Raw genomic sequence first — 13,941 nt, 5'->3', positions numbered from 1 at the left:
TCACCCAAGAGCAAGCCGATGACGGATCAAGCGTTATCTCCACTGAACAAGCCGCGCCGCCTCGCCGAAACCCTGGTCGACCGCTTTGCCCAGCGCATGCGTGAAGGTGTTCTCAAGCGCGGCGAAAAGCTCCCCACCGAAGTGCACATCATGGAGGCCGAAGGCGTCAGTCGTTCGGTGGTGCGTGAGGCGCTGTCGCGCTTGCAGGCGGCAGGGCTGGTGGAGACGCGCCATGGCGTCGGCACCTTTGTTTTGGACATGCCGGCACCCGAGGGCTTTACCCTGGGGCCGGCGACGATTGCCACGTTGTCGGATGTGCTCAGCCTGCTGGAGTTTCGCCTGAGCCTGGAAGTCCAGGCCGCCGGCATGGCCGCCGAACGCGCAACGCCCGAAGCCCTGGCCGAACTGGCCCAGGCGCTGGAGGCGTTGCTGCAAGGGCCGGAAAAATCCGGCACCACCATCAATGCCGATTTTCAGTTCCATCTGAAAATCGCCAAGGCAGCCGGCAATTACTACCTGATCGACATCATGAAGCACCTGGGCACGAAGCTGATCCCGCGTACCCGCATGAACTCCGCCTACTCCGGGCAAAGCGATCGCAGTGCTTACCTGCAAGGGATCAACGCCGAACATCAGCAGATCTTCGACGCCATCGCCAGCGGCAATGTCGATGCGGCGCGGGCGGCCATGTACCTGCATTTGAGCAATAGCCGCATGCGCCTGTGTGAAACGCAACAGCGCCAGGCGTTCTACAACGAGTAAGCCCAATGCTGTTCACTTAAGGTTTGCTTGACTCACTGTGGCGAGGGAGCTTGCTCCCGCTGGACTGCGCAGCAGGCCCATTTTTGTGAGCGCTTCGCACTCAAGCGGGAGCAAGCTCCCTCGCCACGGATTCATCGCCCCCTTGAACGAGCAGTGCTGTCTGGGGGCGCTTGCTCTCACAATTTAGAAGAAGCTGTATTTAACACCGACCCGCAGTCGCAACTGGCGATCACTGTCGACCGAGTTGACTTTGATATCGCCCACTTCAAAGAACGGCGCCCAGCGTTTGTCCCACTGGTATTTAACCACGGCATTCTGTTCATAGTCGTCGGTACCGCCGTTATAGCGAATGTAGTCGGCATCGAAATAAGTCAATTGATATTCATAGGCCCACGGTCCTTGAGGGCCATAGTTGATATAAACATCGTAACGGTTGACCTTCTGATCGTCCTGGCCATTATGCGGCACGTCACGGTCGATCTGGTCGCGGTCAAGCTTGGCCGAATCAAAACGGTAGCGCCCGGCGATGCTCAGCTCTTTGGTCACGCGGTAACCCAGGCGCAGGCCCAATTTGTAGGTGGTGGACTCCTCGTCGCTATCCAGGGCCAGCGAAGGCGTCAGCGTCCATCGGTCATCGATCTTGTGCTGGTAGTTGACGGTAAATTCATGGCCGCTACCGACGGTGTTGTCGAAGGCGACGTCTTGCCGGTCACCGGCGGTCTTGTATTTGAGTTCACCTTCCAGGCCCACGCCGTTGTCCAGTCGTATACCGAACTTGGCGCGGTCGGCGTGCATGCGAGTTTTCTCCGCATATTGGTGACGCACATTGATGTAGCCGGTATCGGCCACTGCAACAACCGAAGTGAACAATGCAGCGAGGGAAACTAATACAAGTGTCTTTTTCATGTTTTTTATTCTTGTTGGTTGAAAGGTTAGTTAGGGCAGACGCTAAATCACAGGCGAGCGCGTGCGCGGCATTGATACCTGGGCTCCAACGTTTTTTACGGGTTAAAACAAGTACAACTAATTAATGGAACCTCAAACAGCGATGGGCACGCGTTGTATGTCCCGACTGGCTTGCACCAACAAACGGGTGTACGCGTGCGTGGCGCCATCGCTCGCCAGCAGATGGCTGTCGAGGGTCTCCACCACCCGGCCCTGCTGCATCACCGCCAGCCGATCACACAAATGCGCCACCACCGCCAGATCATGGGTGACCATCAGGTAGGTCAGCCCTTCCTGGTGACGCAAGTCGGCCAGCAGGTTGAGGATTTCCGCCTGCACCGAGACGTCCAGCGCCGAGGTCGGCTCGTCCAGCAACAACACCCGGGGACGCAGGATCAGCGCCCGGGCGATCGCCACGCGTTGGCGCTGGCCACCGGACAACTGGTGCGGATAACGGAAGCGAAAGCTGTCGTTCAAGCCGACCTTGCGCAGGATCTCGCTGACCTTCTGCGTACGCCCGTCGATGCCGTGGATGCGCAGCGGCTCTTGCAGCGCGGCATCAATGGTGTAGCGCGGATGCAACGAGGCGTACGGGTCCTGGAACACCATCTGCACCGTGCGATAGTGATTCAGCGGCAGGTTGCGCGTCACGGCTTGGCCGGCGACCCGCAGTTGTCCGCTCCAATGCTGGTACTGCCCGGCCAGGCAGCGCAGCACGGTGGTCTTGCCCGAACCGGACTCCCCCACCAAGCCGAATGCCTCACCTTCGGCGACACTCAAATCGACGTCGTGCAATACCGCGTTCAGTGCCGCGCCCGTGCCAAAACTGAGGTTCAGGCCGGCGATTTCAATCATGCTCATGACAGGCTCCTCAAGCATTCAACCAGTGTGGGTCGCGCTGCAGCACCGGCAACGTGGCGCGCGGATGGTCCAGGCTCGGCAATGCGGCCAACAGGCCTTGGGTGTAGGGATGGGTGGCGTTATCCAGGTCGGCGGCGGCAATCGACTCGACCACGCGACCGGCGTACATCACCAGCACGCGATCACAGAAATGCCGTACCAGATTCAAATCGTGACTGATGAAAATCAGCCCCAGGTCACGTTCGCTGACCAACTCTTCCAGCACGTTGAGCACCTGGCGGCGCACCGACACGTCCAGCGCCGAAGTCGGTTCGTCGGCGATGATCACCTGGGGATCGGTGATCACCATCATGGCGATCATGATCCGCTGGCCCATGCCGCCCGAGACCTCGTGCGGGTACAGGTCATAGACCCGCCGTGGGTCGCGGATATGCACCTTGGCGAGCATGTCCAAGGCGCGCTCGCGGGCTTCGCGATGGGACACCTTGTGATGGGCCAGGTAGGCCTCGGCGATTTGTTCGCCGACGCGCACCACCGGATTCAACGAGTACTTGGGGTCTTGCATGATCATCGACATGCGCGCGCCGCGAATCGCCTGGATCTGCTTTTCGCTGGCGGCCAACAGGTCGATATCGGCGAAGCGCAAGGTCTTGGCGGTGACCCGCGCGGTCGGCGGATGCAGGCGTAAAAGGCTGCGGCCAACGGTGGATTTTCCCGAGCCGGATTCACCGACGATGGCGAGTTTTTCCCGGCCCAGGGTGAACGACACGTCGCGCACCGCCAGGGAAGTTTTGCCGGCGTTGCGAAATTCGACGCACAAGTCCTGTACCGCAAGTTTTATCTCAGTCATGGCCTGTTCCTCAGGATTGGCTGCGTGGGTCGAGGACGTCGCGCAAGCCGTCGCCCAACAGGTTGAAGGCCAGGCTGACCAGCATGATCGCCGCACCGGGTGCCGCCACCAGCCACCAGCTTTCGAGCATGTAGCGCCGCCCGGTGGAGATCATCGCGCCCCACTCCGGCAACGGTGCCTGGGCGCCGAGGCCGAGAAAGCCCAGGGCCGCGGCGGTGAGGATGATGCTCGCCATGTTCATGGTCAGGCGGATGATCACCGACGACAGGCACATCGGGATGATGTGGCGCAGGATGATGCGGGTGCTCGACGCGCCCTGGAGCTGCACCGCAACAACGAAGTCAGCGTTGCGCAGTGGCAGTGTTTCGGCGCGGGCAAGCCGGGCAATCGGCGGCCAGGCCGTCAGCGCGATGGCGATCACCGCATGCTCCAGGCCCGGGCCGAGGGCGGCGATGAAGGCCAGCGCCAGGACCAGGCTGGGGAACGAGATGAAGATGTCGGTGATGCGCATGAACAGGCTGTCGACCCAACCGCCGAAGTAGCCGGAAACCGTGCCGACCAGCAGGCCGATGGGGCCGACGATCACCGTCACCAGCAAGACGATGTACAGGGTGATGCGCGAGCCATACACCAGCCGGGCGAAGACATCGCGACCGTATTCGTCAGTGCCGAACCAGTGCACGCCGCTGGGTGCCTGCAAGGCCCCGGCGAGGTTCTGCAACAGCGGATCGTGGCCGGCGATCCAGGGCGCGAAGACTGCGACCAGCATCAGGGTCGCGACGACGATCAGGCCGGCGAAGGTCATCGGGTTGCGCAGCAGGAAACGCAGCAGGCGCAAGGTACTGGCGGCCATCGCTGCGGTACTGGAGGCGGGCAGCGCGGCGGGTGCGCTGGAAGCCAGGGGCAGGTTCATTAGCGAGTCCTCGGGTCGAAGATCTTGTACAACGCGTCGCTGATCAGGTTCAGCGTCACGAAGATGAGGCCGATCAGCAGCACGCAAGCCATCACCGCGTTCATGTCACCGAGCAGCAAGCTGCTGGTCAGGTACTGGCCGAAACCCGGCCAGGCGAACACGGTTTCGATCAGCACCGCGCCTTCCAGCAGGCCGCCATAGGCCAACGCGACGATGGTCAACAACTGCACGCGAATGTTGCCGAAGGCATGTCCCCAAACGATCCGCCGCTGGGACAAACCCTTGACCCGGGCGGTGATGATGTACTCCTGGGACAGTTGCTCAAGCATGAAGCTGCGGGTCATGCGGCTGATGTAGGCCACCGAGTTGAAGCTGAGGATCACCGCCGGCAACAGGATGTGCCGCAGGGCGCTGCGAAAGGCCTCCCAGTCGCCGGACCAGGCGGTGTCGATCAACAACAGCCCGGTGTGTTTCGGGATCAGCCCGTCATAAGCCAGGCCAATGCGCCCGACGCCACCGGCCCAACCCAGCCAGGCGTAGAACACCAGGAAGGCCATCATGCCGATCCAGAAAATCGGCGTGGAGTAACCGAACAACGTGATCAGCCGTGCGACATGGTCACCGGCACGGCCCTGATGCGTCGCGGCGTAGACACCCAGCGGCAAGCCCGCCAACACGCCGAACAGAATAGCCAGGGTCGCCAGTTCCAAGGTGGCCGGGAAGACCCGGGCGATGTCGGTGATGACCGGGTTGCCGGTCAACAAGGCCATGCCGAAGTCACCGTGCAGCAGGTCGCCGAGGTAGATCGCGAACTGGGTCCACAACGGTTTGTCCAGGCCCAGCTCTTTGTACACCTGGGCGTAGGCCGAGGCGTCGGCGTCCGGGCCGACGATGGCCAGCACCGGGTCCAGGGGCATCACTCGCCCGATGAAAAAGGTCAGTAGCAGCAACCCCAGCAGCGTCACCGCCACCGAGCCGCCGCGCCGGGTCGCCGAAGCGGCCCGGGTGGTCCAGATTGAAAAGGATGCAGTCGACATGTTCATTCCTGCCTTGGCCCTGTGGCCGTCGATTTCAGCGCTGCTTGTAGACGTCCCGAAGACGCGTGGTGGCGGCGGTGTGGCCGATGTAGTTGCGCACGTCGGCGTGGATCACCACTTCGTCCACCATCTGTGAGACCGGCATGATCGCCCCGGCCTGTTGGTCGTAGAGGGTCTGGATCCGTGCGTAGATTTCGCGCTGGCGCTCGGGATCACGCTCGCGCTCGGCCTGCTCGATCAACTGATTGAGCTGCGGGTCGAAGAACGAGGTGCGCCAGCCCTGGAAGTTGCTCAGCTTGGCTTCGGTGCGGTTGTCCGGGTTGTACACCAGGGCCCGCAGGCTCGAATGGGGATGACGCTCCGCCCCGCCACCGCCGCGACCGACGAGGATGTCGAACTGACGGTCGCGCATCGCCCCGTAGATCTGGTTGCCGGTGCCGGTGATGATCGTCGCCTGGATACCGGCCTGGGCCAGTGTCGCTTGCAGGCTGGTGGCGATGTTGATGAACGGCGGATCGGTGAGCGATCGAATGGTCACTTTAAAGCCGTCGGCATGCCCGGCCGCCGCCAACAGGCGCTTGGCCTCGGCCACGTCCAGGCGATAGCCCGGGTCTTCCAGGCGTGCCGGCAGCCCCAACTGCAAGGGCCGCTGATTGATCACACCGTAGTGCGGCATCACCACATCGTTGATGCCCTGGTAGTCGATCAACAGGCGAATGGCCTGGCGCACGCGGATGTCCTGGAACAACGGCTGTTGCATGCTCATCGCCACGTAGTACAGCGTGCCCCGGGCGATGCTCTGGATGCGCACCTCATCGACCTTGCCCAGGGCCTTGATGTCGGTGGCCGCCATGCCCCGGGCGACGTCCAGGTCACCGCGCTCGACCATCAGCCGCAGGGCCTGGGACTCGGTCATGTTGCGCATGATCACCCGGCGCAACTTCGCCGCGCCGCGCCAATAGTCGTCATTACGACTCATCAGGATCACGTCGTTGGCGCGCCAGATATCGAGCTTGAACGCGCCGGAGCCGGCTGTGTGAGTCGCCAGCCAGGCCGCGCCCTGATCGTCGCCAACCTGATGCTGCAAGGCGACGCTGCGATCGATGATGAAGGCGCTGGGAGAAGTCGCCAGGGTGTTGAGCACCAGCATCGGGTCCGTGACGCGTGGCAGCTCCATGACAAAGGTGTGCGGCCCTTCGGCACGCATCAACTTGACGACGTTGTCGGCGGTGAAACCGTAGGCTTTCCAGGTCGAAGCCAGGGCGCGGTTGAGGGTGACCACACGCTGCAATGACCAGGCGACGTCTTGGGCAGTGAGCGGTGCGCCGGAGTGAAAACGCACGTCATCGCGCAATTGGAAGGTCAGGCGCATGCGGTCGGGGCTGATGTCCCAGGTTTTCGCCAGGGCCGGAATCAGCGTGTCCGGCTGCGCCGCATCCTGCTCCAGAAGCATATCGTAGACGTTGGCGTTGACCTCGGCGACCTCCAGCCCCGTCGCCGCGGCAGGGTCCAGGGACAACAGGTTGATCATGCTCATGCCCACCACCAATTGGTCGGGGGGCGTTTCGCCTTGGGCCAGGCTGACGGGCACCTGCACTGCGTACAGGGCCACGGCGACACACAGCAGCCTGGTCAGGCGCTTGGGCCAGAGATTCATGGTTCAGTCCTTTCTTATATTTATAAAGACTTGTCGCCCGGGCAGCCATCGACCTCAGGCGTGGAACAGGATCAATGTCGAGACAGGGTGTTGGCTTCGATATACGCGAAGTTGATGTCCTCGCCCAACCCCGGTCGGTCGGACAGGTGTACAAAACCATCGGCGTCCATCGGATCGACAATGCTGTTGAGGTGCGCCGGGACTTCTTCATAGTCGAGGAATGGGTGCAGCAGGCCGCGCTCGTACCAGCGGCAATTGCTGATCGCCCCGACCACCGCCAGGTTCGCCGCGCCGTTGCCGTGCACTTCGCAGTCCATGCCGAACGACTCGGCCAGGTGCGCCACCTTCAGGCACGGCCCGATGCCCCCGACCCCGGCCACGCCGGCGCGCAGGATGTCACAGGATTTCTGGGTGACCCAACTGGCGCGGCTGTGGAACTTGCCGGCGATGCTTTCCGGGCCCAACACCGGGATGTCCAGGTTGGCGGCCAGCCAGGCATAGGACTCCGCCGAGTCTTCCATCATCGGCTCTTCGAACCAGGCGAAATTCAGCTTTTGCAGGGCCTTGCCGATGGTCAGCGCATCCATGCGGCTGTACCAGTGATAACCGTCGAGCATCAGCGCGATGTCCGGCCCCACCGCCTCACGCACGGCAGCGCAGGCCTGGATGTCCATTTGCGGGTTCGGCGCGAAGGAAATCGGCGGCATCCAGGTGTGCAGCTTGATGGCCTTGTAGCCGCGCTGGACCAGCTTTTCGGCGAACTGGCCGTACTCGTCCGGCGTGGACAACCCGCCCGGCAGATCGTCGCCACACATCGTCGAGCCGTAGGCCGGAACCTTATCGCGATAGCCACCAATCAACTTGTGCACCGGCAGCTTGAGTTTGCGCCCGGCCAAGTCCCACAGCGCTTGCTCCACCAGGGCCAACGCCCGATCAGTGAACTGCCCGGCACTGCCGCGCTGCCAGTGTGCAAGGTCTTGCCAGATGCTTTCACGGTCCATCGGATCGCGACCGATCAGCACCTTGCGCACGAAGGATTCGATGATGTGCGGACGAATCAACTCAGGCGGGCCGAAGGCATAGCCCTCGGAGCCATCGTCGCAACCGATTCGCAGCAAAGCCATTTTGATCATGACCTCATCGCCTGGATGGGCATGGCCGGCGCTGTCCTGGGCACGGCGCGAAGGGGTGGAAAAAACGTCGACGTGAACGCCTGTGATTCTCATGGGGAGGAACACCAAATGTTGTTATTGTTTATTTGTATGTCGTCATACAACGTGTCGGATTATTCTGACGTTTCCAGTGGACTGTCAACCCCTATAACGCAATAAATAGTGCGAATGCAGGAGCTTTCCCCGGACAGGAGGTTATTTCCACACGAGAAAATCTAAAATGTCGTCATACCACACAAGAAGAGGTGATGCCCCTTGTTGCGGATGGCGCGGTGCCTGGAAGAATGACGAGGAGGATCAAGAGGTGGGCAACTGTGGGAACGAGCTTGCGCGCGCATGCGGTTTGTCTGAGACGGTGATGTTGACTGTGCCGCCGTCATCGCGAGCAAGCTCGCTCCCACAGGGGGACTGTGGTGGACGCAGAATTCGTGAACACCAGGGATCAAGACTGTGGGAGGCGATGGCTGCGGAAAGTGAACGCCCTGTCACAGGTTTTGTGCAGACGTTGGCCGCCTGGCTAGATTCGAGGTTTGCGCCGTCGTCTCCAGACAATGCCCACTGCCGCAGCCACGACCACGACCCCGACATTGCCAAACAACCAGATCGCAAAGTTGCGGCTCTGGTCTGCTTCGCTCTCGTAGAACGGTCCGAAATAACTACCAACGGCCATGAACGCCAAGTTAAATGTGCCGACCGCCAACACGATGAGCAGGAGAACGAATAAAGCTTCCTTGATGACGTTCATATGACTTTCCAGAACCAGATGTCCTTGGAATCGTGAAAGTCCGAGAACGTGCCTTCGATCGAAAAACCCATTTGTATACGTGGGTAGCTCAGCCAATCCGTCAGGCGACGGCCATTCCACAGATCGATGTGATCGCCGCTGCGGTTGGCTGTGGTTTCGTTTGCCCGACGCCAGAAGTCCTTGAAGAAAATAACGCCCTGCTGCCCACTCAGGGTCTCTTCGAACTCTTCGCTTTTAATGGTCTTCATGGCCTGCAAGCCAGGGATCTTGGCGCGGCTCAAGGCCTTGGCGAGCTCTTCGGCGGCCAATATATGCCCCTCGCTCTTGGGGTGTTGCCAGCAATGTCGCACGCTTTTGAGCTGGCTCATGTCTGCACCAGCGCGACGCAGGGCCACGCCGAGGTTGATCGCGCATTGGTCACTGAAGTTCTTGGCGCCATTGGTTCTACAAGGCGCGGCGTCACCAAATATCTGCGGATGGCTTTTCCACAACGTGTCGAATGTAAACATCTGCCCTCTCCATGAGTTTTTTATCCTGGACGCATAGCCTAGCAGACCCCTAGCCCCATGAATTCGATGAGCGCTGGCGAGAGATTGAGAGCCAGTATTACCGACCCGTTTGTGATGTTTCAGCCCGACACAAGGAAGACTCTAACGCAACCTGTCGAGACGTATGGCCAAAGGACGGTTTTTCCCGTCAACCGTCCCCGCAAGTTGTTTTTCTGCCTAGACTCATCATTGTTCCGCCGTACGCTGTGTTTTGAATGAGCTCGCACGAAAATACTAAAAACAAGAGGAAAGCCCCTAATGTTCAAACCTATCTGGAAAGCGCTCGCTTGCACATTGGCCCTGAGCGCGATGAGCACGGCCATGGCGGCAGATCCGGTGGTGATCAAGTTCTCCCATGTGGTCGCCGAGCAAACACCAAAAGGCCAAGGCGCACTGTTGTTCAAGAAACTGGTGGAAGAACGGTTGCCAGGCAAAGTGAAGGTCGAGGTCTACCCCAACTCTTCGTTGTTCGGCGATGGTAAGGAGATGGAAGCCTTGCTGCTGGGCGACGTGCAGATGATTGCGCCATCGCTGGCCAAGTTCGAGCAATACACCAAGACCGTACAGCTGTTTGACTTGCCGTTCCTGTTCGATGACATCTCCGCCGTGGACCGTTTCCAGTTGAGCCCTGAAGGCCAGAAACTGCTCAAATCCATGGAAAGCAAGAACATCACCGGCCTGGCTTATTGGCACAACGGCATGAAGCAGCTGTCGGCGAACAAACCCCTGCGTGAACCCAAGGATGCTCGCGGCCTGAAGTTCCGGGTACAGGCGTCAGCGGTGCTGGAAGAACAATTCAAGGCGGTGAACGCCAATCCGCGCAAGATGAGTTTCGCCGAGGTGTACCAAGGCTTGCAGACCGGTGTGGTCAACGGTGCGGAAAATCCGTACTCCAACATCTACAGCCAGAAAATGCATGAAGTGCAGAAGTACATCACCGAGTCCAACCACGGTTTGCTCGACTACATGCTGATCACTAACACCAAGTTCTGGAACGGCCTGCCACCGGACATTCGCACGGAACTGGACAAGATCCTGGTAGAAGTCACCGCCCATGTGAACAAAGAGGCGGCACAGCTCAACGAGCACGACAAACAACGCATCCTCGACGCCAAGACCACCGAGATCATCACCCTGACGCCAGAAGAACGTGGCGAATGGCGCGACAAGATGAAACCGGTGTGGAAGAAGTTCGAAGGCGATATCGGCGCTGACCTGATCAAAGCAGCCGAAGCGTCCAATAAAGCCCAGTGATTGGTTGGCCGGTGTCGCCACCCTGGCGGCACCGGCCTGTCGTCCCTCCAACAGGAGATGTCGTCCATGAACGCCCTTCGGCGCATCTGGGAACACTTCGAGGAAGGTTTCATCGCCTTTCTCCTGGCCGCCATGACGCTCGTAACGTTCGTCTACGTGGTACTCAACAACCTCTATGCGGTTTTCTACAGCCTCGGCGATCATTGGCCAGCCGCCAGCGAACCGATGTTCGCCATCGGCGACAACATCATGGGTATGGCCCAGGCCATGACCTGGAGCACATCACTGACCAAGGCGCTGTTTGGCTGGCTGATTTTCTTTGGCCTGTCGTACGGCGTGCGCACGGCCGGGCACATCGGCGTCGATGCGCTGGTGAAACTGGCGAGCAAACCGGTGCAGCGTTTCATCGGCGTCATCGCTTGCCTGTGCTGCCTTGGCTATGCCGGGTTGCTGGCGGTGGCGAGTTTCGAATGGATCAACACGTTGATGATTGCCCAGATCGGCGCCGAGGATCTCGGCCATTTCGGCATCATGCAGTGGCATATCGGGTTGATCGTACCGGTCGGTTTTGCCCTGGTGTTTATCCGTTTCGCGGAAATTCTCGTGCGAATCCTGCGCAATCGCCAGACCGGCCTGGGGCTGGCCGATGAAGCGGCCGAAGCCATCAAATTGACCGAACATGAGGAAGACAAGCCATGACCATTGCCTTCCTGTTCATAGCACTGTTCGTGCTGATGTTCATCGGCGTGCCCATCGCCATATCGCTGGGTTTGGCCGGTTCGTTGACCATCATTTTCTTCAGTCCCGACTCGGTGCGTTCCCTGGCGATCAAGCTGTTCGAAACCTCCGAACACTACACGCTGCTGGCGATTCCGTTTTTCCTGCTGGCCGGTGCGTTCATGACCACCGGCGGTGTGGCGCGGCGGCTGATCGACTTTGCCAACGCCTGCGTCGGGCATATCCGTGGCGGCCTGGCGATTGCGGCGGTGCTGGCTTGCATGCTGTTTGCGGCGTTGTCGGGCTCAAGCCCCGCGACAGTGGCGGCGGTCGGCTCCATTGCCATTGCCGGGATGGTGCGCTCGGGTTATCCACAGGCGTTTGGCGCAGGCATCGTGTGCAACGCCGGGACCCTGGGCATCCTGATTCCGCCCTCGATCGTGATGGTGGTGTATGCCGCGGCGACCGAAACCTCGGTGGGCAAGCTGTTCATGGCCGGTGTGATTCCCGGCTTGCTGTTGGGTTTTTTCCTGATGGTGGCGATCTACATCGTCGCGGTGAAGAAAAACCTCCCAGCCCTGCCCCGGGCGACGCTCCGTGAATGGTTGAGCACGGCACGCCAGGCCATCTGGGGCCTGCTGCTGATGTTCATCATCCTCGGCGGGATTTACTCCGGGATGTTCACCCCCACCGAAGCAGCGGCGGTGGCGGCAGTGTATTCGGCGTTTATCGCGTTGTTCGTCTACAAGGACCTCACGTTCCGTGAGACGCCGAAAGTGCTGCTGGAGTCGGCCAAGCTGAGCATCATGCTGATGTTCATCATCGCCAACGCCATGCTCTTCGCCCATGTGCTGACCACCGAGCAACTGCCGCAGCAAATCACGGCATGGGTGATCGATGCCGGGTTGACGCCGGTGACCTTCCTGCTGGTGGTGAACATCGTGCTGCTGATTGCCGGCGCGTTCATGGAACCCTCGGCGATCATCCTGATCCTGGCGCCGATCCTGTTCCCCATCGCCATGAAACTGGGCATCGACCCGATCCACCTGGGCATCATCATGGTGGTGAACCTGGAGATCGGCCTGATCACGCCACCGGTGGGGTTGAACCTGTTCGTCACCTCGGCGGTGACCGGCATGTCCCTGCCCGCCACCATCCGCGCGGCCATGCCGTGGTTGATGATTCTGCTGGCGTTCCTGGTGCTGATTACCTATGTGCCGTGGATCTCGCTGGTGCTACCGAACTGGTTGGGAATGAGTTAAACCCGATAAACACACTCCGTGACGGGCACAGGACAACTTGCTCGTCACAGAGGGTCACTGAGGGATAGGGCCGACCTGTCGGCCCTGTGCCTTCGGACACTGAAAGGGACGCCTCGCAATGCTAAAACCTATGTGGAAAGCGCTCGCCTGCACCCTGGCTTTCGGGGCGTGGGGCATGGTCATGGCGACTGAGCCGATCGTCATCAAATTCTCCCACGTCGTCGGCGAACAAACGCCCAAGGGCCAGGGCGCGTTGATGTTCAAGAAGCTCGTGGAAGAACGGCTGCCAGGCAAGGTGAAGGTCGAGGTGTATCCCAACTCCACGCTGTATGGCGATGACAAGGAGTTAGAAGCCTTGCTCCTCGGGGAAGTGCAGATCATTGCGCGGTCGTTGGCCAAGTTCGATCAGTACACCAAGTCGGTACAGTTGTTCGACTTGCCCTTCCTGTTCAACGACATCGCCGCCGTGGACCGTTTTCAGCGCAGCCCCGAGGGCCAGAAGCTGCTCAAGTCCATGGAAAGCAAGAACATCACCGGCCTGGCCTATTGGCATAACGGCATGAAGCAGCTATCGGCCAACAAGCCGTTGCGCACACCCGAGGACGCCCGCGACCTGACGTTCCGGATCCAGACCTCCGCAGTGCTGGAGGAACAGTTCAAGGCGGTGGATGCCAAGGCTAAACCGATGATTTTCTCAGTGGTGTACCAGGGTTTGCGCACCGGTTTGGTCAACGGCACGGAAAACACCTATTCGAACTTCTACAACCAGAAACTCAATGAAGTGCAGAAATATGTCACCGAGTCCAACCACGGCATACTCGACTACATGTTGATCACCACCTCGGACTTCTGGAAAGGCCTGCCGCCGGATATCCGCAGCGAACTGGACAAGATCGTGGTTGAGTCCACCGCCTATGCCAACCAAGAAGCGGAGCGGTTCAACCAACAGGACAAGCAGCATGTGCTGGACGCCAAGACCACCGAGGTCATTACCCTCACACCAGAGCAGCGCAATGCCTGGCGCGAAAAAATGAAGCCGGTGTGGGCCAAGTTCGAACAGGAGATCGGGCCCGATCTGATCAAGGCGGCGCAGGCGTCCAACAAGGCCCAGTGATGTAACAAGGCGGGGGATAACTTGAAGCCCCTGGCTGAACACTTCTGTTGTGGCGAGGGAGCTTGCTCCCGCTGGGGCGCGAAGCACCCCCAAAACCTGACACC

At 60.2% G+C, this 13,941-nt stretch carries 14 protein-coding genes; 5 read left to right on the top strand and 9 right to left on the bottom strand.

Annotated features, from left to right (window positions below; translation table 11 throughout):
- The first annotated feature begins 18 nt into the window (after nucleotides 1-18).
- Nucleotides 19-762 carry a FadR/GntR family transcriptional regulator gene (locus BLU76_RS28255; protein WP_092148988.1) on the top strand — a complete coding sequence of 248 codons (744 nt, stop codon included), beginning with the start codon at nucleotides 19-21 and terminating at the stop codon, nucleotides 760-762.
- Nucleotides 763-945: 183 nt separating this feature from the next.
- Here the strand turns inward: BLU76_RS28255 and BLU76_RS28250 are convergent, their stop codons facing one another.
- From BLU76_RS28250 to BLU76_RS28210, 9 genes are all read right to left on the bottom strand, one after another.
- Nucleotides 946-1,668, bottom strand: a complete 723-nt coding sequence (locus tag BLU76_RS28250) for an oligogalacturonate-specific porin KdgM family protein (protein ID WP_072346940.1) — start codon at nucleotides 1,666-1,668, stop codon at nucleotides 946-948.
- A gap of 132 nt (nucleotides 1,669-1,800) precedes the next feature.
- Nucleotides 1,801-2,568 carry an ABC transporter ATP-binding protein gene (locus tag BLU76_RS28245; protein WP_092225380.1) on the bottom strand — a complete coding sequence of 256 codons (768 nt, stop codon included), beginning with the start codon at nucleotides 2,566-2,568 and terminating at the stop codon, nucleotides 1,801-1,803.
- Between the two features lie 10 nt (nucleotides 2,569-2,578).
- Entirely contained in the window at nucleotides 2,579-3,418 is an 840-nt protein-coding gene (locus tag BLU76_RS28240) for an ABC transporter ATP-binding protein (RefSeq protein WP_092225378.1), read from the bottom strand.
- Between the two features lie 10 nt (nucleotides 3,419-3,428).
- Nucleotides 3,429-4,331: an ABC transporter permease gene (locus BLU76_RS28235; protein ID WP_063322887.1), complete on the bottom strand. Its 903-nt coding sequence runs from the start codon at nucleotides 4,329-4,331 to the stop codon at nucleotides 3,429-3,431.
- A complete protein-coding gene (locus tag BLU76_RS28230; protein WP_025211956.1) occupies nucleotides 4,331-5,368 on the bottom strand; it encodes an ABC transporter permease in 1,038 nt (345 codons plus the stop codon). The genes BLU76_RS28235 and BLU76_RS28230 overlap by 1 nt, the downstream gene beginning before the upstream one ends.
- 34 nt (nucleotides 5,369-5,402) lie before the next feature.
- Complete coding sequence (locus tag BLU76_RS28225) at nucleotides 5,403-7,025, bottom strand: ABC transporter substrate-binding protein (protein ID WP_092148996.1); 1,623 nt, start codon at nucleotides 7,023-7,025, stop codon at nucleotides 5,403-5,405.
- A 71-nt stretch (nucleotides 7,026-7,096) separates the two neighbouring features.
- Complete coding sequence (locus BLU76_RS28220) at nucleotides 7,097-8,251, bottom strand: mandelate racemase family protein (protein WP_170867330.1); 1,155 nt, start codon at nucleotides 8,249-8,251, stop codon at nucleotides 7,097-7,099.
- 463 nt (nucleotides 8,252-8,714) lie between these two features.
- Entirely contained in the window at nucleotides 8,715-8,942 is a 228-nt protein-coding gene (locus tag BLU76_RS28215) for a hypothetical protein (protein ID WP_092225376.1), read from the bottom strand.
- Nucleotides 8,939-9,451 (bottom strand): type VI secretion system amidase effector protein Tae4, encoded by a 513-nt coding sequence (locus tag BLU76_RS28210; RefSeq protein ID WP_092225373.1) that lies wholly within the window; start codon nucleotides 9,449-9,451, stop codon nucleotides 8,939-8,941. Before BLU76_RS28210 ends, BLU76_RS28215 begins: the two co-directional genes overlap by 4 nt.
- A 297-nt stretch (nucleotides 9,452-9,748) precedes the next feature.
- Between BLU76_RS28210 and dctP the strand changes: the two genes are divergently transcribed.
- The 4 genes from dctP to BLU76_RS28190 all read left to right on the top strand — a co-directional run bounded on the left by dctP (nucleotide 9,749) and on the right by BLU76_RS28190 (nucleotide 13,837).
- Nucleotides 9,749-10,744 (top strand): C4-dicarboxylate TRAP substrate-binding protein DctP, encoded by a 996-nt coding sequence (dctP, locus tag BLU76_RS28205; RefSeq protein ID WP_014336661.1) that lies wholly within the window; start codon nucleotides 9,749-9,751, stop codon nucleotides 10,742-10,744.
- A 66-nt stretch (nucleotides 10,745-10,810) separates the two neighbouring features.
- Nucleotides 10,811-11,443: a TRAP transporter small permease gene (locus BLU76_RS28200; RefSeq protein WP_092149000.1), complete on the top strand. Its 633-nt coding sequence runs from the start codon at nucleotides 10,811-10,813 to the stop codon at nucleotides 11,441-11,443.
- Nucleotides 11,440-12,723 carry a C4-dicarboxylate TRAP transporter large permease protein DctM gene (gene dctM, locus BLU76_RS28195; RefSeq protein ID WP_092149002.1) on the top strand — a complete coding sequence of 428 codons (1,284 nt, stop codon included), beginning with the start codon at nucleotides 11,440-11,442 and terminating at the stop codon, nucleotides 12,721-12,723. Before BLU76_RS28200 ends, dctM begins: the two co-directional genes overlap by 4 nt.
- Before the next feature lie 118 nt (nucleotides 12,724-12,841).
- Nucleotides 12,842-13,837, top strand: a complete 996-nt coding sequence (locus BLU76_RS28190; RefSeq protein WP_092225371.1) for a TRAP transporter substrate-binding protein — start codon at nucleotides 12,842-12,844, stop codon at nucleotides 13,835-13,837.
- Nucleotides 13,838-13,941: the final 104 nt, after the last annotated feature.

Source organism: Pseudomonas sp. NFACC08-1, assembly GCF_900106735.1.
GTDB lineage: Bacteria > Pseudomonadota > Gammaproteobacteria > Pseudomonadales > Pseudomonadaceae > Aquipseudomonas > Aquipseudomonas fluorescens_Q.
This window is presented reverse-complemented; position numbering and strand designations above follow the sequence as displayed.